Genomic DNA, 19,034 nt, shown 5'->3' with positions numbered 1-19,034 from the left:
ATGACCACGCAGGATGCACGCACGCCCGAAAACGCTGCCGGAAGCGCTGCCGAGAACGCCGTCGAGGACGCCGGACGGCGCCGGACCGGCTGGCACAAGGGCTATCTGAGCGGATCGCGCCCCGACATCAGGGTGCCCGTCCGCCGGGTGCACCTCACCAACGGCAAGGACGTGACGCTGTACGACACGTCCGGTCCGTACACCGATCCGAACATCGACACCGACGTCCGCCGCGGCCTGCCCCCGCTGCGGGAGAACTGGATCGTCGCCAGGGGGGACACCGAGGAGTACCCGGGCCGCGAGGTGCGGCCCGAGGACGACGGCATCAGGCACACCTCGCCGCGCGGCGGGCTGCGCAACCTCGACGCCGTCTTCCCCGGACGCCCCCGCCTGCCGCGCCGGGGCCGCGGCGGCACCACGTCCGTCACGCAGCTCGCGTACGCCAGACGGGGCGAGATCACCCCCGAGATGGAGTTCGTGGCCGTCCGCGAGGGCTGCTCGCCGGAGTTCGTCCGCGACGAGATCGCCGCGGGCCGCGCCGTCCTCCCGGCGAACGTCAACCACCCGGAGTCCGAGCCGATGATCATCGGCAAGAACTTCCTGGTGAAGGTCAACGCCAACATCGGCAACTCCGCCGTCACCTCCTCCATCGAGGAGGAGGTGGAGAAGATGACCTGGGCCACCCGCTGGGGCGCCGACACCGTGATGGACCTGTCCACGGGCCGCAACATCCACACCACCCGCGAGTGGGTGCTCCGCAACTCCCCCGTCCCCATCGGCACCGTCCCCCTCTACCAGGCGCTGGAGAAGGTCGACGGCAAGGCGGAGGAGCTGACCTGGGAGATCTACAAGGACACCGTCGTCGAGCAGTGCGAGCAGGGCGTGGACTACATGACCGTCCACGCCGGCGTCCTGCTGCGCTACGTCCCGCTGACCGCCCGCCGCAAGACGGGCATCGTCTCGCGCGGCGGCTCGATCATGGCGGCCTGGTGCCTGGCCCACCACAAGGAGAACTTCCTCTACACCCACTTCGAGGAGCTCTGCGAGATCCTGCGCGCCTACGACGTCACCTTCTCCCTCGGCGACGGGCTGCGGCCGGGCTCCATCGCGGACGCCAACGACGAGGCGCAGTTCGCCGAGCTGCGCACGCTGGGCGAGCTGAACCGCATCGCCAAGTCCCACGACGTGCAGACGATGATCGAGGGACCGGGCCACGTCCCGATGCACAAGATCAAGGAGAACGTCGACCTCCAGCAGGAGATCTGCGACGAGGCGCCCTTCTACACCCTCGGCCCGCTCACCACCGACATCGCCCCGGCGTACGACCACATCACCTCCGGCATCGGCGCCGCGATGATCGCCTGGTGGGGCACGGCGATGCTCTGCTACGTCACGCCGAAGGAGCACCTGGGCCTGCCGGACCGCGACGACGTCAAGACGGGCGTCATCACGTACAAGATCGCCGCCCACGCCGCGGACCTGGCCAAGGGGCATCCCCGCGCCCAGGAGTGGGACGACGCCCTCTCCGACGCCCGCTTCGAGTTCCGCTGGGAGGACCAGTTCAACCTGGCCCTCGACCCGGACACGGCCCGCGCCTACCACGACGAGACGCTTCCGGCCGAACCGGCGAAGACGGCGCACTTCTGCTCGATGTGCGGCCCGAAATTCTGTTCGATGAAGATCTCCCAGGACATCCGCCGCGAGCACGGCGGCGACCTCGCCCCGGACGGGCTCGACCCCGAGGAGGGCATGCGCCGCAAGTCCGAGGAGTTCGCCGCGGCGGGCAACCGCGTCTACCTGCCGATCGCCGACTGACCGGGACGGTCCGGCCCCGGTGCCCCGGCGCCCGCTTCCGCGCGGGCGCCGGGGCACCGGCATCGGACGCGGCGCGGCCGGCCCCCTACGCTGCGTCCCATGGAGCGGACCCCCGCCGAACTGGCGATCCTCGACTGCGGCGGCCTGACGCCGGCCTCCCGGCTGGAGGGACAGGGCACCGTCGTGTTCGACGACATGCGCCGGCTGCCCGGACTCCTGGCCGCCGTCCGCGGGGAGCACGGAGCCATCTGATAGGACATCGGTTCCGGGGAACCTCCCCGCCGCGGCCGTCCCGCGACCCTCCTCGTCGTGGCCGGCCGGAAGCGGGGTACCGGCCATGGTGTCCGGCCGTGGCCGGGACCAGGAACGGAGGGAGTCGCAGCATGTCCGTCACCCGTATCGCCTCCGTGGGGGACGCCGAGGCGCTGGCCGATCAGGTGCGGGCGAATCGCGCGTTCCTCGCGCCGTGGGAACCGGCGCGCAGCGATGCGTACTTCACCGTGGAGGGGCAGCGCGCCGTGCTGGAGGACAACCTCGACGCGTACGCGCGGGGCAGCATGGTGCCGCTCGTGATAGTCGACGAGGACGACCGTCCCATAGGGCGTGTGAACATCAACAACATCGTCCGGGGCGCGTTCCAGTCCGCGGCCCTCGGCTACTGGGTGAGCGAGTCGCACAACGGCCGCGGCATCGCCTCGGCCGCGGTGGCGGAAGCCGTCGAGCTGGCCTTCGGGAAGCTCGGCCTGCACCGCCTCCAGGCGGAGACGCTCCCGCACAACACGGCCTCCCAGCGGGTGCTCGCCCGCAACGGCTTCCAGCCGTTCGCGGTGGCGCCCTCCTACCTGAAGATCGCGGGGGAGTGGCGGGACCACATCCTCTACCACCGGATCAACCCGAGCTGAGCGCCGGGGAAGAGGGGCGGAGCGATGCCGGCCGGCTCCTCCGGGGAGGCCCGCCCTCCCGGGAAGGTCCGCCGCCCCGAGGAGATCCGTCTCTTCGGGAAGGAGGCGGACCACCTCTTCCGGGACGCGCGGATGCCGGCGGGTCCCCGCCTCCGCTCGGGAGACGGGGACCCGCCGGAGGTCCGGCCTACTTGTGGAAGGTGATGTAGCCGTTGCCGTCGGGGTCGGACCCGCTCCTGGTGTAGGAGTGGACGTCCGCGCGGCTGTTGGAGGGCTTGTACAGGTAGATCGTGTCGCGGTCGTTGTTCCACATGAAGTTGCAGTTGTTGCGGTAGACCACGTTGTTCTTGTCCGAGTCGGTGCCGCGGCCGCCGCGGAGCTTCACGTAGTCGCCGGGCTGGAGCGAGTGGCTCGCGGTGAAGGTGAAGCGGTTCCCGGCGGCGTCCTTGACGACGTAGCCCTTGAGGTTGACGGTCGCCGTGGACGAGTAGTTCTTGATCGTCAGGTACTCCTCGCGGGTGTTGCCGGAGGAGCAGCTGTTGTAGTCCCGGCCGAGCGCGTCGTACTGGATTCCGCGGACCTTCAGGGCCGAGCTGTACTCGGCGGCCTGGGCCGGGGCGGCGACGAGGGCGGCGAGTGCACCGGCGGCGACGGCCGCGGCTATGACGGAGTGCTTGCGCACGAAAGATCCCCCCCTGGGGTGTGATGAAACGATAAGGAGAATACATAGGTGGAGAAGAGACGGTTCCGTTTTTGAACTCCCGTTCGGCACCCGGGCGCTGGGCGGCCCCGCCGGTGTGGATCTCCGGCGGGGGCTCCGGCGGCACCGGCCTGCGGCTTCGCCGTGGCGGAGGCACGGGCCCACTCCGCCGGGGAAGTGAGGGAGTGTCACGGAGAACACACCCCGTCTGTCCCGTCCCCACCACCGCCCCCACCGCCGTACCCGGAACCGGCCCGGAACGCCGGACGCCCCCGGACCCGTCCGTCCCGGACGCGCCCGTCGGCCCGAGGGGGGAGGGGGAGGAACCGGCGGGCGGGAAAGCCCGGGCTCGGCGGGCTTTCCGCCGCACGAGTGGGCAGACTGGAACCTGTGGATCCGACACCGCTGAGCAAGGCCGAGGAGAATCTGCCCGCCGACATGCGCGAGCGCCTGTCCCTGCGCAGGGAGCAGGTCGCCGCCAGTCTGCGCGAGCACGGAGCGGAGGAGGTCAGGGCGCGGGTGATCCTCGTCCTGGACGCCTCCGGTTCGATGACGGTGCTGTACGGCAAGGAGACCGTCGCCGGCGTCGTCGAACGCATGGCGGCCGTCGCCGCCCACCTGGACAACGACGGCGAGATGCAGGCGTGGACGTTCGCCACCCACCCGGCCCGCCTGCCGGACCTGCGGATCGGCGAGCTTCCCGAGTGGATCCGCAGCCATGTGCGGGCGGGCGAGATGAGCCTGTTCGGCCGTCCCCGGAAGCGCCCGGAGGAACTGGAACCCGACCAGGTCGACATGCGGCTGGTCGGGATCCGGAACAAGGAGCAGAGGGTCGTCGCGGAGGTCCGCGCCCACGTCCGGGAGAACCCGGTTCCCGTGCCCACGCTGGTGCTGTTCTTCTCCGACGGCGACGTCCGCCGCGACCGCGAGGTCGACCGGGAGCTGCGGGAGGCCGCCGAGGAGCCGGTCTTCTGGCAGTTCGTGGGCCTGGGCCGCAGGGACTACGGGGCGCTGGAGCGGTTCGACACCCTGCCGGACCGCCGGGTGGACAACGCCGGCTTCTTCGCCGTGGACGACATCGACCAGGTGCCCGACCAGGAGCTGTACGGACGGCTGCTGTCGGAGTTCCCGTCCTGGGTGGAGGCCGCCCGGCGGGCGGGCGTCCTGGACTCCTGAACCCCGGCGGCCCGGCTACCGGGGGAACCGCCAGCGGGTCTGCGCGTACGGGCCGCCCTTGGCGAATCCGAAGACCACGGTGGGGGTGATCCGGTAGACGTGTGCCTCGCCTCCCCGCCGGTCGTGGAAGGCGCCGTCGTGGGCGGTGAAGCGCCAGTCGGGGCCGTACTTGGTCTCGTAGAGACGGGCCAGACGGCGGAGCCCGGCGTCGTCGAGGACCCGTGCGGCGTCGCCCTCGACCACCAGGTCCAGGCCCTCGCGGAGGGATCCGGTCCCGGTGGTGAGGGCGCAGCGCGGGTTCCGCTCCAGGTTGCGGGCCTTCTGCTCGCCGGGGCCGGTGCAGAAGTGCGGGGCGCCGTCCAGCCAGACGGCCAGCAGCGGGGTGACGTGGGGGCGGCCGTCGACCCGCACGGTCGACAGCCAGAAGACCTCCGCCGTCTCCAGCGCCCTCTCCGCCTCGGGCCAGGCGGTGGGGACGGCGTCCTCGTCGCTGAAACGGGGGTCGAGTTCGGCCACCGGCTCGGCGGCGGCGGTGTGCGCCGTGCGTGCCGTGTGGGTCACATGGGTGCCGTGTGACGTGTGCGACGTGTTCGCCATCTCTCCTCCTGCCGCTCGCCCGCGGACGTCCACGGGTGTCTGCGAAGGTAGAGACGCGAGCCGGCGACCGGACTCATCGGCGCTCGGCGGCGTCAGCCGCCGGGGGATTCTCCACTCGGCCGGACGAACCTGTCGGTGACGTCCGTGGTCTGTCCGGCGGGCGGCGCGGAGACGTCGACCGGGGTGCCGAAGTCGTGGAACTCCAGCACGGTGCGGACCGTGGCGTTCCCCGCCTGGGCCGGATCACCCGGCTCCCGCGGCTCCCGCGTGTCCGCCGGCGGACTGCCGGCGCCCCTGGCGTCGATCTCGAACTGCTGGCGGCGGATGCGGTTCCGGTCGTCGAGCCACAGGTCCATCGGCAGGGACTCCCCGAGCTGCCGCCGGAGCCGCTCGCCCTGGGCCGTGTCCTCGTCGGCGAGGTCCTCGACGTCCACGGTCACGCGGTAGCGCGTGGTGTCGGCGCCCGCCACCTTCTCGCGGCCGATCCGGGTGATCCCGTCGTCAGGGCCGTCCGGGTCGTCAGAGTCGGCCGGGTCGTCAGGGCCGTCCGGGTCGTCAGGGTCTTCGGACAGGGCCCCGGCGTAGCCGAGGACCCGGGCGGGGTCGCCGAGCCGCAGCCCGCTGACGCCCTCGATCCGTCCGGCGGCCTCCCGCAGGTCGATCCTGATCCACGGCCTGCCGTCCGACACCCGGTCCCGCAGGGACTCCGGCAGCTCCTGGTAGAGGACCCGGCCGACCACGCGCTGCCGGACCGTCTCGCCGCCGGCCCGGACCGTCAGGTCGCTCGTCCCGTCGGCGAGGTCGACGGAGCCGCTTCCGGTGACCGTCCGCTCCCTGCCGCCCGAGGCGGCGTGGATCCTCAGCGTCATCCTCGCGGTCTCGGCCGCCACGGTCCGCTCGTGTGCCGTCCGCACGACCTCGGCGGCGTCCTGGCGCCCCCCGGCCTGCGAACTCCCCTCCTTCACACGGTCGGCGGCGGACCGGTCCTCCTCGTCGCCGCAGCCGGCCAGCGCCGTGCCGGCCAGCAGTCCGGCGGCCACCGCCGCACCGGCTCTGGTCCTGCGTGACATGCGTGCCATACGGCCTCCTCGGTGTCGCGGAGCGGTGCTCGTCCGGCACCGTTCCGCGTTTCCCGGCGCATGCCAATCAATCGCTCATATTCGGACAATCCATCAACTCGCCCGGCGGGGACGCCGGATGACGGAGGCCGGCGGTTCAGGCCGTGAACGTCTCGCCGTCGGCCGGGACGCCGATTCCGCGCCAGCGGAACGGCAGGCCCCGCGCCGTGAACGGGTCGGCGGTGCTCATCAGCTGGAAGTGCAGGTGCGGCTCGGTGGAGTTGCCGGTGTTCCCGACGCGGGCCACCGTCTGGCCCGCGCGCACCCGCTCGCCCTCCCGGACGGTGAGCGAGCCGCGCATCAGGTGGGCGTAGAGGGCGTACGTGCCGTCGCCGAGGTCGAGTACCAGGTGGTTGCCCAGCAGGAAGGCGGGACCGGCCGCGTCGCGGACGAACGCCTCGGCGAAGAACAGCGGCAGGGCCGGCCAGGAGTTGCGGGAGAGGTGGTCCCGGCGGCCGTCCCGGACCCGGACGACCGTGGCGTCGGCGACGGCCAGGACCGGCTCCCCGAACGCCGGGAAGTCGCCGTTGCGGCGGACGGGCGGCCACCAGCCGAAGGCCGGGCCGGGACGGTCCTCCGGATCGGCCGTGATGTCGATCGCGTACGCCTGGCCGTAGGCCCGGGTGCCGTGGCTGGGCGCCCCGTCGGCCGGGCCGTTGAGAGCGCGCCAGCGGCCGGCGACCGGCGGCGCGACCTCGACGGGTTCCGGGTCCGGCCCCCGGTGCGCCCTCCGGACGAGGAACACCCTCCACGCCTCCGCGCAGACCATGACGGCGGCGGCCGCGAACAGCAGCCATCCGGAGAGGCGGAGACCGCTCCCCAGCAGGCGGACGCCGACGTCGAACAGGATGAACGCCGCGACGAGGCCGTAGCCGAGGGGGCGCAGCCACATGAGCAGTGCTGCCGTGCGGGCCGGACCGGCCGCGGTCATCGGGGTCTCCTCCGCCGGGTGCGTCGTCCGGGTCCGAGACTGGCCGACGCACCCGGCCCTGTCCACCCCGCCGGGCGTCACGGCCGTTCGGCGGACTCCTTCGCCAGCCGGCGGCGGAGGCCGTACCACCCCAGGGCGCCTCCGGCCACGGCCCCGACGGCCGTGCCCGCCAGTGCGGAGGGCTCGGTGAGGGACAGGTCGGAGAAGACGGCGCAGGCGCCCACCACCGCCCACAGGACCAGGGCCACGGCGAGCAGCCCCCGGTACCTGGCACTGAGGAACACGCGCCGCGCCGGCGGCTCGGGGACGGCGGGGAGTTCGGCGGCGGGGCCGGTGAGGGCGGCGAGCGGCCGCTTGAAGTACGCGATGTACGTCCACCTGCCGCACGGCTCCCAGCCGTCCGGGGCGAGGCGGGCCGCCACCTCGTCGTGCTTCCCGCGTCCGGCGATCTCGCGGCGGTACTCCCAGCGCATCGGGCTGTCGGGGTCGCGGCGGCAGACGAAGCGGCCGAGCCGGTCGATGCGCTCGACCTCCCAGCCCTGGTCGCCGTAGCGAGCCAGCAGCTCCCGGTCGGTGTAGACGTCGCAGACCCAGCGCCACTCCTCGGCGCGGGGGCCGGGCTCCCCGGCGGGTTCCGCGGGGGAGGCGCCGGCGTCGCGGGCGAGCTGCCCGGCGAACTCCTCCACCGGGCCGAACTCGGTCTCCGGGTCGGTGTCGGCGTCCAGCAGGTACTCGTGGAGGTCCGCCAGGACGGCGGTCACCCGCTCCTCGGCGACGCCCCGCGTGCGGAGCCGCTCCGCCAGCTCCGTGAAGTACGTGTCCGTGCTCCGCTCCGTCATTCCCCCACCCCTCCTGTGCCCAGCATGTCCTTCACCGCGCGGTGGAACACCAGCCACGCGCCGCCCTGTTCGGCCAGGTGCCGGCGTCCGTCGCCGGTCAGCCGGTAGTAGCGGCGGCCGGGGCCGCGTTCCGCGGCGCGGAACTCGGCCTCCACCAGACCGGCCTCCTCCAGCCGGTTGAGCACCGGGTAGAGCGTGCCGCCGCGGATCGTGCCGAGTCCGGCCTCGTCCAGCCGCTTGGCGATCTCGTAGCCGTAGCTCTCGCCCCCGGTCAGGCAGGCGAGGACCAGCAGGTCCAGAACGCCCTTGAGCCAGCTGGCCCTTCGGTCTGTTGCCATACCTAGATGACACCATGGGCTATGTAGTTTTGCAACCTAGGTGGTTGAACGAAGTGGTGGAGGTGCCGCCGTGTCCGACGGCCGGGGAAGGGCCCGGCAGGCACCGGGGAACCGGTGCCGGGGCGGCACGCCGACCCCGGTGACCTCGCCCGGGCTCCGGGGCGGAACGGCGTGACCGGAACCGGCCAGGACTCCCGCGGATCTCCCGCCGGACGTCTCCGGAAGGCCCGAAACGGGCGGACTGCCGTCTTCGGCATGCCCGTGGACGACCCCTCGACGGCTCCCCCGGCGACCCCGTCGACGACACCGCGGCCGAGGCCGAACACGCCTGCGCGGAGCCGGCCGGACCGCTCAGGAACCCCCGCGCCGCACGAGCCCCCCCGTCCGGAGGAACTGCCCGCCGAGGTCAGGCGCCGGCCGTCCCGGACCCGGCCGCGCGGGCCGATTCGGCGGCCCCGGCCACCAGCTCCTCCAGCCGGCTTCCGTGTGCCCCATGCCAGTAGACGTGCCCGCAGTCGCGGCAGCGGGCGAAGGTGTCGTACGTCCGGCGGGTCCCCGGGCGCAGCAGGTGCTCGACCTCGGACTTGGGGACGCCGTCCAGCAGTCCGTTGCACGCCGTGCACCGCGTCCACGGCGCCAGGGGCGGGGCGAAGCGGTCCAGGACGTCGGCGAGCTGGTCGTCCGGGCGGGAGCCGTGCACATAGGCGCCCATCCACAACTGACGGCGCATCAGCAGCCCGCGGTCCTGGGTGAGCAGGACGCGCCGCTCGGCGTTGGCCTGCTCGACCAGCGCGGCGTCGTCCCTGTCGTTGTGATAGGCGGTGTCCAGGCCGGCCACCAGCCGCAGCCGCCGGGCCAGCGTGCCCAGGTGGACGTCCAGGAGGAAGCGCGGCGGCCCGTCCGGCACCCGCTGCGGCCGCTCCACGGGCTCGACCCGGACCGTCTCGCCCGCCTCGGGGCGGTGCTCCGGTTCGACCCGCCGCCCGTCCGCCAGGACGAGCGCGCCCACCTCGGTCAGCGGGACGCCCGCGGACTGCACGATGTGGACGAGGGAGGACGTCCCGTCGTGGGGGACGGACAGGGACTCGGCGCCGCGGTGCCGTGCGGGAAGGAAGATCCGCAGCTCGGGGGCTATGCGCAGGAACAGTTCGTGCGGTGCCCGGGACTCCTCCGGGCCCTGCGGTCGGTGTGGTCGGTCCGTCACCCTCCCCAGGATGCCAGCGCGCCTTCGCCGGCCCCACCGGTTTACCGGCACGGGCCGGGATCAGTCCGGGGCGTGCTCCGGGCCGCCGAAGTCGGGGCTGGAGAAGCCCGGGTGCGTGTAGCCGAGCCGGGGGTGGCGGCTCTCGCGCGGGGGCCGCGGGGCGTTCGCGGCGCCCGGTGCGCCGGATGCGGACCGGCCGGCGGGGTCGTCCAGGGCCTCGCGGAGGAAGGGGAGCACCCCGCGCTCCAGCAGCGCCGCCCGCCAGTCCGCGCGGGCCCGGGCGACCTCCTCGGCGAGGCCCTCCTGCGCGTCCCCTCCCTCTTTTCCTTCCTCCCCGCTCCGGCCGTCCTTCCTGTTCCGGCCCTCTTTCCCGCCCCGGCCGTCCGCCCGGATCGCTCCGGAGCCGTGGCGCAGAGCGGTGACCAGCAGACCGGCGCACGCGGCCAGGAGCGCGGCGGCGGCCAGGGCGGCGAAGGCCCGGCCCGCGTCGCGCATCGGGGCGGCGATGGAGGGCTCCGGCGTCATCACGCTCAGGGCGTGACCGACCAGGAGGAAGACCACCGAAGCGGTCCCGGCCAGCAGGGGAGCCAGCACGGAGAGGGTCGGCAGCAGTCCGGCCCCGGCGGAACCGGAAGATCCGGAGGGGGCCGGGTCCTGCGCCGAGGGGGCGCGGCCGGGGCGGCGGAGCTCGTCGCGGAGCCGGACGAAGTGGCCGTACTCGGCGGCGGCGCGGGCGGCGATCGCGGTGGCGGAGCCGAGCGCCATGGCGCGCAGCTCCTCGGTGGTCGGCCGCTGTCCCGCGGCGTCCGGGCCGGGACGGGCGCGTGCGGTGCGCAGCGCCTCGTCGAGGACCCGTTCGAACTCGGGGCGGTCCTCGAGGCGCAGATGCGGAGCGCTGTTCATGTGCATCCCCCGGTGCTCCGTAGGCCCGCGAGGGCGGAAACGGAGGAGAGCTCGCTGAAGACAGGGACCCGATCGTAGAGCGGTTCCGCCAGGCGGTGACAGGGTGTTTCCGGAAAACGCGCGCCTTCCGGTGGAGGCGCTCACCGCCGTGGCCGTCCGCGCGCAGGTGTGCCGGATGGGCGCCGGGGGAGCCCGGAGCTCACGCGGGAAGCGGCAACTGGGACACCAGGAGCTTCCCGGCCATGGTCACCCCGCCGTCCATCGCGACCGCGAGGGAGTCGGCGTAGACGTGCGGGCCGTGCACCTGCGGCGCCCCGTCGTCGCCGTCCTCGGAACCGACCTCGCCCAGCAGGTACGGGATGGGGCTGTGGCCGTGGACGAGCCGCCGTCCGCCGTAGGTGTCGAGCATCTCGCGCACGGCCGTGGACCCGCCCTCGTCGCGGAAGGCGAAGCGCTTGGTGAACTTGCGGAACAGGTCCCAGGTCTCGTCGGCGTCGTGGTGGGTGAGCGCCTCGGTGATCGCGTCGTTGACGTCGGTGATGGTGTCGCCGTACTCCCGGTAGGCGGTGGTGTCGGAGTGCACCAGCAGGTGGTCGTCGGCCAGGGCCATGGCGTCCAGCCGGGACATCCACTGGATGTGGTGGTCCTGGAGCCGCTCCATGTCGGAGTGCTGGCCGCCGTTGAGCAGCCAGGCCGCCTTGAAGGAGGCGGTGCCGGCGCCGGAGTTGACGGGGGTGTCGCCGAAGCGCTTGGCGCCGATCAGCAGCAGCTCGTGGTTGCCCATCAGGGCCTTGCAGTAGCCGCCGGCGGCGGCCGCCTCGGCGGAGAGCTGCATCACCAGGTCGATCACGCCGACGCCGTCCGGGCCGCGGTCGGTGAAGTCGCCCAGGAACCACAGCCGGGCGTTGCCCGCGATCCAGTGGTCCTCGGTGTCGATCAGCCCCTGGTTGAGCAGGGCCGTCCGCAGCTCGTCGAGGTAGCCGTGGACGTCGCCGACGACGTACAGGGGGCCGGGCTCGCCGCCGGGCCGGCCGAGGGGGGAGGGGGTGTCGACCAGGGTGGGGGTGGGGGACGGTGCGACGGCCGCGGGGCCGACGACGGGCAGGTCCCGCTGCGTCGGGGTGTACCCGCCCGGAAGCGGGTCGGGAGTCGCGCTCATCGCGCTCGCGTTGTGCCACATGTCGGATCCCCGACCGGCCCCCTGAGTCATCGACCCCTCCACCGTCGCGCGCGCTTGCACCTTCCGGACCTTCTCTCCGTCTCCCGTGGGGTTGCCCCGTTCCGAAAGCCGGTCCTGGTGTGTGCGCCCATCATAGGAACGCAGGTCGGACCTTGTGACGCACCCGGGGGACGACAATTCGGGCCGGGACCTCGCGGGAGCCGGACGAGGTGGAGTTTTCTCCCGTTGTGACCGGTTCGCCCGCTCAACTGTGCTGTTCGGGGGAGCGGGGTGAGCTGATCGTCGTCCGCGGCCGGCGGCGTTGGGAGGACGCGCGGACGATCAGGTCGGTCGGCATGATCCGCTGCACGGGGCGACCGCCGCCGACGCCCTCGATGGCGTCGATCAGGAGCTGGACGACGGTGGTGCCGATGCGTCCGGGCTTGAGGGAGAGGGTGGTGACGGGCGGATCGGTGGCGGCGTAGACGGCGGACTCGCTGCAGCACACCAGCAGCAGGTCCTCGGGGACGCGGAGCCCGTAGCGGCGGGCGGCGGCCAGCAGGTCGGTGCCGTTGGGGTCGAACAGGCCGTACACGGCGTCGGGGCGGTCGGGCCGCGCCAGCAGCCGGTCGGCGGCGACGGCGCCCGCGCAGGGGTCGTGGGCGGGGTACGCCTCGTACACCGGCGTCTGGCCCCTGCGTTCGCACCACTGGAGGTAGGCGCTGGTGGACAGCCGGGTGTAGGTGTCGGTGCTGGTGCCGGTGAGCAGGCCGATGCGGCGGGCGCCGGCGGCGGCGAGGTGGTCGAGGAGGCCGGTCACGGCGGCCTCGTGGTCGTTGTCGACCCAGGCGGCGACGGGGAGGTCGCCGCACGGGCGGCCGTCGGAGACCACGGGGATGCCCTGGCGGACCAGTTCGGCGACGACGGGGTCGCGGTCGGAGGGGTCGATGACGACGGTGCCGTCGAGGGCGACGTTCGACCAGACGTCGTAGGGGCTCTGCCGGGTGCTGGCGGGCAGGATGACCAGGGCGTAGCCGCGGGCCAGGGCGGCGGAGGAGGCGGCGCGGGCCATCTCGGCGAAGTAGGCGAACTCGGTGAAGGTGAACGGCTCGTCGCCGTAGGTGGTGACCGTGAGGCCGATCAGCCCCGACTTGCCGGTGCGGAGGGTGCGGGCCGCCGCGGAGGGGCGGTAGCCGAGGCGGTCGGCGACCTCGCGGACGTGGCGCCGGGTGGCCTCGGGCAGACGGCCCTTCCCGTTGAGCGCGTCCGAGACCGTCGTGATCGAGACACCGGCCGCGGCGGCCACGTCGCGGATGCCCGCGCGTGCCAGCCTGCGGCCGCGGGACCGGCTCACCTGGTGCTTCCCTGCTGCTGTCATGGCGTGCCGATAGTAGGGCCGCACCACACCGTTCGCGGGGACATACGGAAGCGGGGCTGAAGAAGCGATTCTGCAAGCCGGAACAGCGGTGAAGACCATGGATGCACCGCTAGTTGAAGGTTTAACCCATCGTTTCTGCGGCTCTCCCGCCGCTTGCTCCAGCAGAACCGCTGATGCCCGGAAGCCCCCTCAAGTCACTCCTAAGAGTGATGCGCGCCACCGCGCACGCCACCCGCGCGCGGCTTCCGCACACGCACCCCGCCATTCGGTGCGCGGAAGGTCTCCCGGAATCCTTCGGGGATGAGCAGTATTGGATGCGGTGGGAGCGGCGGCAGGGCCGCTCCACGACTGGCCCGGAGGGCCGAGGAGGACCTGGTATGACGGAGAAGGCCCCGAAGCTGCGCGCGGCACTGGACGGGATCCCCACGTACAAGCCCGGCCGGCCCCCGGCGGCCGACGGCCCCGCGGCGTACAAGCTCTCCTCCAACGAGAACCCCTACCCGCCCCTGCCCGGTGTGCTCGAGTCCGCCGTCTCCGCCGCCGGCTTCCTCAACCGCTACCCGGACATGGCCTGCGGCGCCCTGCTGGACGAGCTGGCGAGCCGCTTCGACGTGCCCGTGTCCCACCTGGCCACCGGCACCGGCTCCGTCGGCGTCGCCCAGCAGCTCCTCCAGGCCACGGCGGGCCCCGGCGACGAGGTGGTGTACGCCTGGCGGTCCTTCGAGGCGTACCCGATCATCACCCAGATCTCCGGGGCGGCCTCCGTCCGCGTGCCGCTGACCGAGGGCGAGGACCACGACCTGGACGCGATGGCCGACGCCGTCACCGACCGCACCCGGCTGATCTTCGTCTGCAACCCCAACAACCCCACCGGCAACGCCCTGCGCCGCGCCGAGCTGGAGCGCTTCCTGGACCGGGTGCCCGGGGACGTCCTGGTGGTGCTGGACGAGGCGTACCGCGAGTTCGTCCGCGACGAGGACGTGCCGGACGGGATCGAGCTGTACCGCGACCGCCCGAACGTGTGCGTGCTGCGCACCTTCTCCAAGGCGTACGGCCTGGCCGGGCTGCGCGTCGGGTTCGCGGTCGCCCACGAGCCGGTGGCGGCGGCGCTGCGCAAGACGGCCGTCCCGTTCGGGGTGAGCCAGATCGCGCAGGACGCGGCGGTCGCCTCGCTGCGGAGCGAGGACGAGCTGCTCAAGCGGGTGGAGGCGCTGGTCGAGGAGCGGCAGCGGGTCCGCGAGGGGCTGCTGGAGCAGGGCTGGACGGTCCCGGACACGCAGGCGAACTTCGTCTGGCTGCGGCTGGGCGAGCGCACCGCCGAGTTCGCCGAGGTCTGCGAGAAGGCCGGGGTGACGGTCCGGCCGTTCGCGGGCGAGGGGGTCCGCGTCACGATCGGCGAGACGGCCGCCAACGACATCTTCCTCCGGACCGCCGGGGACTTCCGCGAAGGGCTCCGGTCCCGCTGACCGCACCCGCCGGCCGGGACGGAGGTCCCGGCCGGCGGGACCCGTCATGCCCTCCCGCCCCCCGGTGGGAGGGCATGACGGTATGTGCGTCATACTTACTTGTGAATGTGAACGCATTCACGAGCGCGTGTGATACGTCACACCACGTCCACTTTTGGAGACTGCCGTGGACCTGGCTCTGGCCCCGGAGATACTGGCGCGGTGGCAGTTCGGCATCACCACCGTCTACCACTTCCTGTTCGTTCCCCTGACCATCTCGCTCGCCGCCCTCACCGCCGGCCTCCAGACCGCCTGGGTGCGCACGGGCCGCGAGGTCTACCTGAAGGCGACGAAGTTCTGGGGGAAGCTCTTCCTGATCAACATCGCCATGGGCGTGGTCACGGGCATCGTGCAGGAGTTCCAGTTCGGCATGAACTGGTCCGACTACTCCCGCTTCGTCGGCGACGTCTTCGGAGCGCCCCTCGCCTTCGAGGCGCTGATCGCCTTCTTCTTCGAGTCCACCTTCATCGGCCTGTGGATCTTCGGCTGGGACAAACTGCCGAAGAGGATCCACCTGGCCACCATATGGATGGTCTCGATCGGCACGGTCCTGTCCGCGTACTTCATCCTGGCCGCCAACTCCTGGATGCAGCACCCGGTCGGATACCGCATCGACCCCGAGTCGGGACGCGCCGAACTCACCGACTTCCTCGCGGTGCTCACCCAGAACACCGCCGTGGCGCAGTTCTTCCACACCATGACGGCGGCCTTCCTCACCGGCGGCGCCTTCATGGTCGGCATCGCCGCCTACCACCTGGCCCGCCGCCGCCACATACCCGTGATGCGGACCTCGCTCCGCCTCGGACTGGTCACCCTCGTGACCGCCGGAGCGCTCACCGCCGTCAGCGGCGACCACCTCGGCAAGATCATGTACGAGCAGCAGCCCATGAAGATGGCCGCCGCCGAGGCCCTGTGGGAGACCGAGGGACCCGCGCCGTTCTCCGTCTTCGCCTACGGCGACGTGGACGAGGGGCACAACAAGGTCGCCGTCGAGATACCCGGCCTGCTCTCCTTCCTGGCGCACAGCGACTTCTCCACCCCCGTCCCCGGCATCAACGACACCAACGAGGCACTCCAGGAGCAGTACGGCCCCGGCGACTACAAGCCCAACATCCCCGTCGCCTACTGGGGCTTCCGCTGGATGATCGGCTTCGGCATGGCCTCCACCGCCCTCGGCGCGGCGGGCCTGTGGCTCACCCGCCGCCGCTTCCTCCTCGCCGAACGCCACCGCACCACCGACACCGAGGTCCCCCGGCTCGCCCTCACCCGCGACCGCCTCCTCGGCCCCGTCCTCACCCGCTGGTACTGGCGGCTGGCCTTCCTCACCATGGTCTTCCCGCTCATCGCCAACGCCTGGGGCTGGATCTTCACCGAGATGGGCCGCCAGCCGTGGGTCGTCTACGGCCTGCTGCGCACCTCCGCCGCCGTCTCGCCCGGCGTCTCGCAGCTCGAAGTCCTCGTCTCCATGACGGTCTTCACCGCCCTGTACGCCGTCCTCGCCGTCGTCGAGGTCCGCCTCCTGGCCAAGTACGCCAAGGCCGGACCGCCCGAGCTGACCGAGGACGACCTCAACCCGCCCACCAGGATCGGCGGCCACGACAAGGAAGACGCCGACCGCCCCATGGCCTTCTCCTACTGAGGTGCCCCCGATGGAACTCCACGACGTCTGGTTCGTCCTGATAGCCGTCCTGTGGACCGGCTACTTCTTCCTGGAGGGCTTCGACTTCGGAGTCGGCGTCCTCACCCGGCTGCTGGCCCGCGACCGCGCCGAGCGCCGCGTGCTGATCAACACCATCGGACCCGTCTGGGACGGCAACGAGGTCTGGCTGCTGACCGCCGGCGGCGCCACCTTCGCCGCCTTCCCCGACTGGTACGCCACCCTCTTCTCCGGCTTCTACCTGCCGCTCCTGCTCATCCTGGTCTGCCTGATCGTGCGGGGCGTCGCCTTCGAGTACCGCGCCAAGCGGCCCGAGGAGAAGTGGCAGACCAACTGGGAGCGCGCCATCTTCTGGTGCTCCCTGCTCCCCGCCTTCCTGTGGGGCGTGGCCTTCGCCAACATCGTCCACGGCGTCGCCATCGACGCCGACAAGGAGTACACCGGCGGTCTGATCGACCTCCTCAACCCGCACGCGCTCCTCGGCGGCCTGACGACCCTCGCCCTCTTCACCTTCCACGGCGCGGTCTTCACCGCCCTGAAGACCGTCGGCGACATCCGCGTCCGCGCCCGCTCCCTCGCCGTCCGCCTGGGCCTGGCCACCGCCGCCCTCGCGGTCGCCTTCCTCGGCTGGACCCAGCTCGACCGCGGCGACCTCACCAGCCTGGCCGCCCTGGCCGCCGCCGCCCTCGCCCTCCTCGCCGCCGTCCGCGCGATCGCCGCGGGACGCGAGGGCTGGTCCTTCACCCTCTCCGGGGCGGCCGTCGTCGCCACCGTCGCGATGCTCTTCCTCACCCTCTATCCGAACGTCATGCCCTCCACCCTCGATCCCGCCTGGAGCCTGACGGTCTCCAACGCCTCCTCCAGCCACTACACCCTGACGATCATGACCTGGCTGGCCGCCCTGGCCACACCGCTCGTGCTCCTCTACCAGGGCTGGACATACTGGGTGTTCCGCAAGCGGATCGGAACCCAGCACATCGCCGTGGACACCCGCCACCAGGAACCGGAACCCAGCCGCTCATGAAGCCCGTCGACCCCCGCCTGCTCCGGTACGCCCGCACCACCCGCGTCTTCCTCGCCGCGGCCGTGGTGCTCGGGCTGGCCGGAGCGGGCCTGGTCATCGCCCAGGCCGTCCTCGTCGCCGAGATCGTCGTACGGGCCTTCCAGCGGGGCACGCACCCTGACGACCTCACCACCCCCCTGCTGCTCCTGGCCGCCACCGCACTCGGCCGGGGGCTGGTCTCCTGGCTCACCGAACTGGCCGCCCACCGCTCGTCCGCCGCGGTCAAGTCCGAGCTCCGCCTCCGACTCCTCGGCCACGCCGCGGCCCTCGGCCCGTCCTGGCTGAGCGGCGCCCGCACCGGGGAACTGGCCAACCTCGCCACCCGGGGCATCGACGCGCTCGACGACTACTTCGCCCGCTACCTCCCCCAGCTCGCCCTGGCCGTCGTCGTCCCCGCCGCGCTGCTCGCCCGCATCGTCACCGACGACTGGATCTCCGCGGCCACCATCGTCGTCACCCTGCCGCTGATCCCGGTCTTCATGATCCTGATCGGCTGGGCCACCCAGGCCCGCATGGACCGCCAGTGGCGGCTGCTGGCCCGCCTCTCCGGTCACTTCCTCGACGTCGTCGCCGGACTGCCCACCCTCAAGGTGTTCGGCCGGGCCAAGGCCCAGGCCGAGAACATCCGCGCCATCACCGCCGACTACCGCCGCGCCACCCTGCGCACCCTGCGGATCGCCTTCCTCTCCTCCTTCGTCCTCGAACTCCTCTCGACGATCTCCGTCGCCCTCGTCGCGGTCGGCATCGGCATGCGCCTGGTCCACGGCGACCTCGACCTGTACACCGGTCTGGTCGTGCTGATCCTCGCCCCCGAGGCGTACCTGCCCCTGCGCCAGGTCGGCGTCCACTACCACGCCGCGGCCGAGGGCCTCTCGGCGGCCGAGGAGGTCTTCGACGTCCTCGAAACCGCGCCCCCCGCCTCCGGCACCGCCCCCGCCCCCGACGCCCGCACCGCCGCCATCGCCGTCGAGGGCCTCACCGTCCGCCACGAGGGCCGCGCCACCGACTCGCTGCCCCCCACCACCCTGACCGTCGCCCCCGGCGAGACCGTCGCCGTCACGGGCCCCTCGGGATCCGGCAAGACGACCCTGCTCAACGCCCTCCTCGGCTTCACGCCCCCCACAGCCGGCCGCATCCGGATCGGCGGCACCGACCTCCGCGGCCTCGACGCCGCCACCTGGCGCTCCCAGATCGCCTGGGTCCCCCAGCACCCGCACCTGTTCGCCGGCACCGTCGCCGACAACGTCCGCCTGGCCCGCCCCGACGCCACCGACGCCGAGGTCGCCGCGGCCCTCCGCGAGGCCGGAGCCCCCGACATCCCGCCCGCCACCCGGCTCGGCGAGGCGGGCGCGGGACTCTCCGCCGGCCAGCGCCAGCGCGTCGCCCTGGCCCGCGCCTTCCTCGCCGACCGCCCGCTGGTCCTGCTGGACGAGCCCACGGCCGCACTCGACGGCGCCACCGAGGCGGCCGTCGTCGAGGCGGTCGCCCGCCTCGCCCGCGGACGCACCGTCATCCTGATCGTCCACCGGCCCGCCCTGCTCGCGGTCGCGGACCGCGTCGTCCGCCTCGCCCCCGCGCCGCCCGAGCGGGCACCGGCCGCCCCCGCCCCCACCCCCGCCCCCTTCATCACCGGCACGTCGGTCGGCGCCCCCACCCACACCCCGGTCCGCACTCCGGCCCACGGCGGCCCCGCAGCCGGCAGCGAGCCGGAGGGGACCCACACCCCGGCCCGCACCCTGGCCCACGGCG

16 protein-coding genes and 2 pseudogenes are annotated in these 19,034 nt (G+C 72.9%); 8 read left to right on the top strand and 10 right to left on the bottom strand.

What is annotated here, in order from left to right; all coding sequences use genetic code 11:
• From thiC to ABD358_RS01215, 3 genes and pseudogenes are all read left to right on the top strand, one after another.
• On the top strand, nt 1–1,815 hold the full coding sequence (gene thiC / locus ABD358_RS01225) for a phosphomethylpyrimidine synthase ThiC (RefSeq protein WP_344628873.1): 1,815 nt from the start codon (nt 1–3) through the stop codon (nt 1,813–1,815).
• 135 nt (nt 1,816–1,950) lie between these two features.
• A pseudogene (locus tag ABD358_RS01220) lies at nt 1,951–2,067 on the top strand (HAD family hydrolase); the annotation flags it as partial.
• Between the two features lie 131 nt (nt 2,068–2,198).
• Complete coding sequence (locus ABD358_RS01215) at nt 2,199–2,717, top strand: GNAT family N-acetyltransferase (RefSeq protein ID WP_344628872.1); 519 nt, start codon at nt 2,199–2,201, stop codon at nt 2,715–2,717.
• A gap of 187 nt (nt 2,718–2,904) precedes the next feature.
• Here ABD358_RS01215 and ABD358_RS01210 read toward each other — a convergent pair whose 3' ends face one another.
• A complete protein-coding gene (locus ABD358_RS01210) occupies nt 2,905–3,399 on the bottom strand; it encodes a lamin tail domain-containing protein (RefSeq protein WP_344628871.1) in 495 nt (164 codons plus the stop codon).
• Nucleotides 3,400–3,621: 222 nt separating this feature from the next.
• On the opposite strand from ABD358_RS01210, the pseudogene ABD358_RS01205 reads away from it, so the two are divergent.
• Nucleotides 3,622–4,593 (top strand): annotated as a pseudogene (locus ABD358_RS01205) (vWA domain-containing protein); the annotation flags it as partial.
• Between the two features lie 15 nt (nt 4,594–4,608).
• On the opposite strand, the gene ABD358_RS01200 reads toward ABD358_RS01205, so the two are convergent.
• From ABD358_RS01200 to ABD358_RS01160, 9 genes are all read right to left on the bottom strand, one after another.
• Nucleotides 4,609–5,190 carry a pyridoxamine 5'-phosphate oxidase family protein gene (locus ABD358_RS01200; protein ID WP_344628870.1) on the bottom strand — a complete coding sequence of 194 codons (582 nt, stop codon included), beginning with the start codon at nt 5,188–5,190 and terminating at the stop codon, nt 4,609–4,611.
• Nucleotides 5,191–5,282: 92 nt separating this feature from the next.
• Nucleotides 5,283–6,269, bottom strand: a complete 987-nt coding sequence (locus tag ABD358_RS01195; RefSeq protein WP_344628869.1) for an SCO4651 family lipoprotein — start codon at nt 6,267–6,269, stop codon at nt 5,283–5,285.
• A gap of 136 nt (nt 6,270–6,405) precedes the next feature.
• Nucleotides 6,406–7,239 (bottom strand): M23 family metallopeptidase, encoded by an 834-nt coding sequence (locus ABD358_RS01190; RefSeq protein WP_425576207.1) that lies wholly within the window; start codon nt 7,237–7,239, stop codon nt 6,406–6,408.
• A 77-nt stretch (nt 7,240–7,316) separates the two neighbouring features.
• Nucleotides 7,317–8,078, bottom strand: a complete 762-nt coding sequence (locus ABD358_RS01185; RefSeq protein WP_344628868.1) for a hypothetical protein — start codon at nt 8,076–8,078, stop codon at nt 7,317–7,319.
• Complete coding sequence (locus ABD358_RS01180; RefSeq protein ID WP_344628867.1) at nt 8,075–8,416, bottom strand: PadR family transcriptional regulator; 342 nt, start codon at nt 8,414–8,416, stop codon at nt 8,075–8,077. The genes ABD358_RS01185 and ABD358_RS01180 overlap by 4 nt, the downstream gene beginning before the upstream one ends.
• Before the next feature lie 406 nt (nt 8,417–8,822).
• The gene (locus ABD358_RS01175; protein ID WP_344628866.1) at nt 8,823–9,620 is read right to left on the bottom strand and encodes a Mut7-C RNAse domain-containing protein; all 798 of its coding nucleotides are present in this window, start codon (nt 9,618–9,620) and stop codon (nt 8,823–8,825) included.
• Nucleotides 9,621–9,680: 60 nt separating this feature from the next.
• Nucleotides 9,681–10,523 (bottom strand): hypothetical protein, encoded by an 843-nt coding sequence (locus tag ABD358_RS01170; RefSeq protein WP_344628865.1) that lies wholly within the window; start codon nt 10,521–10,523, stop codon nt 9,681–9,683.
• Nucleotides 10,524–10,722: 199 nt separating this feature from the next.
• Nucleotides 10,723–11,703, bottom strand: coding sequence for a metallophosphoesterase (locus tag ABD358_RS01165; RefSeq protein ID WP_344628864.1), 981 nt, complete (start codon nt 11,701–11,703; stop codon nt 10,723–10,725).
• 244 nt (nt 11,704–11,947) lie between these two features.
• Nucleotides 11,948–13,060, bottom strand: a complete 1,113-nt coding sequence (locus ABD358_RS01160; RefSeq protein WP_344628863.1) for a LacI family DNA-binding transcriptional regulator — start codon at nt 13,058–13,060, stop codon at nt 11,948–11,950.
• 377 nt (nt 13,061–13,437) lie between these two features.
• Here ABD358_RS01160 and hisC point away from each other — a divergent pair, with 377 nt between their 5' ends.
• The 4 genes from hisC to cydD form a co-directional block, all read left to right on the top strand.
• The gene (gene hisC, locus ABD358_RS01155; RefSeq protein ID WP_344628862.1) at nt 13,438–14,526 is read left to right on the top strand and encodes a histidinol-phosphate transaminase; all 1,089 of its coding nucleotides are present in this window, start codon (nt 13,438–13,440) and stop codon (nt 14,524–14,526) included.
• A 166-nt stretch (nt 14,527–14,692) separates the two neighbouring features.
• On the top strand, nt 14,693–16,204 hold the full coding sequence (locus tag ABD358_RS01150) for a cytochrome ubiquinol oxidase subunit I (protein WP_344628861.1): 1,512 nt from the start codon (nt 14,693–14,695) through the stop codon (nt 16,202–16,204).
• 10 nt (nt 16,205–16,214) lie between these two features.
• Entirely contained in the window at nt 16,215–17,246 is a 1,032-nt protein-coding gene (gene cydB / locus ABD358_RS01145) for a cytochrome d ubiquinol oxidase subunit II (RefSeq protein WP_344628860.1), read from the top strand.
• Nucleotides 17,243–19,034 (top strand): thiol reductant ABC exporter subunit CydD (gene cydD, locus ABD358_RS01140; protein WP_344628859.1); only part of this gene is annotated, 1,792 nt, incomplete at its 3' end. The genes cydB and cydD, both read left to right, overlap by 4 nt.

This window comes from Streptomyces glaucosporus (assembly GCF_039533345.1).
GTDB lineage: Bacteria > Actinomycetota > Actinomycetes > Streptomycetales > Streptomycetaceae > Streptomyces > Streptomyces glaucosporus.
Note: the sequence above shows the minus strand (reverse complement) of the source record. Positions and strands in the feature narration are given on the sequence as shown.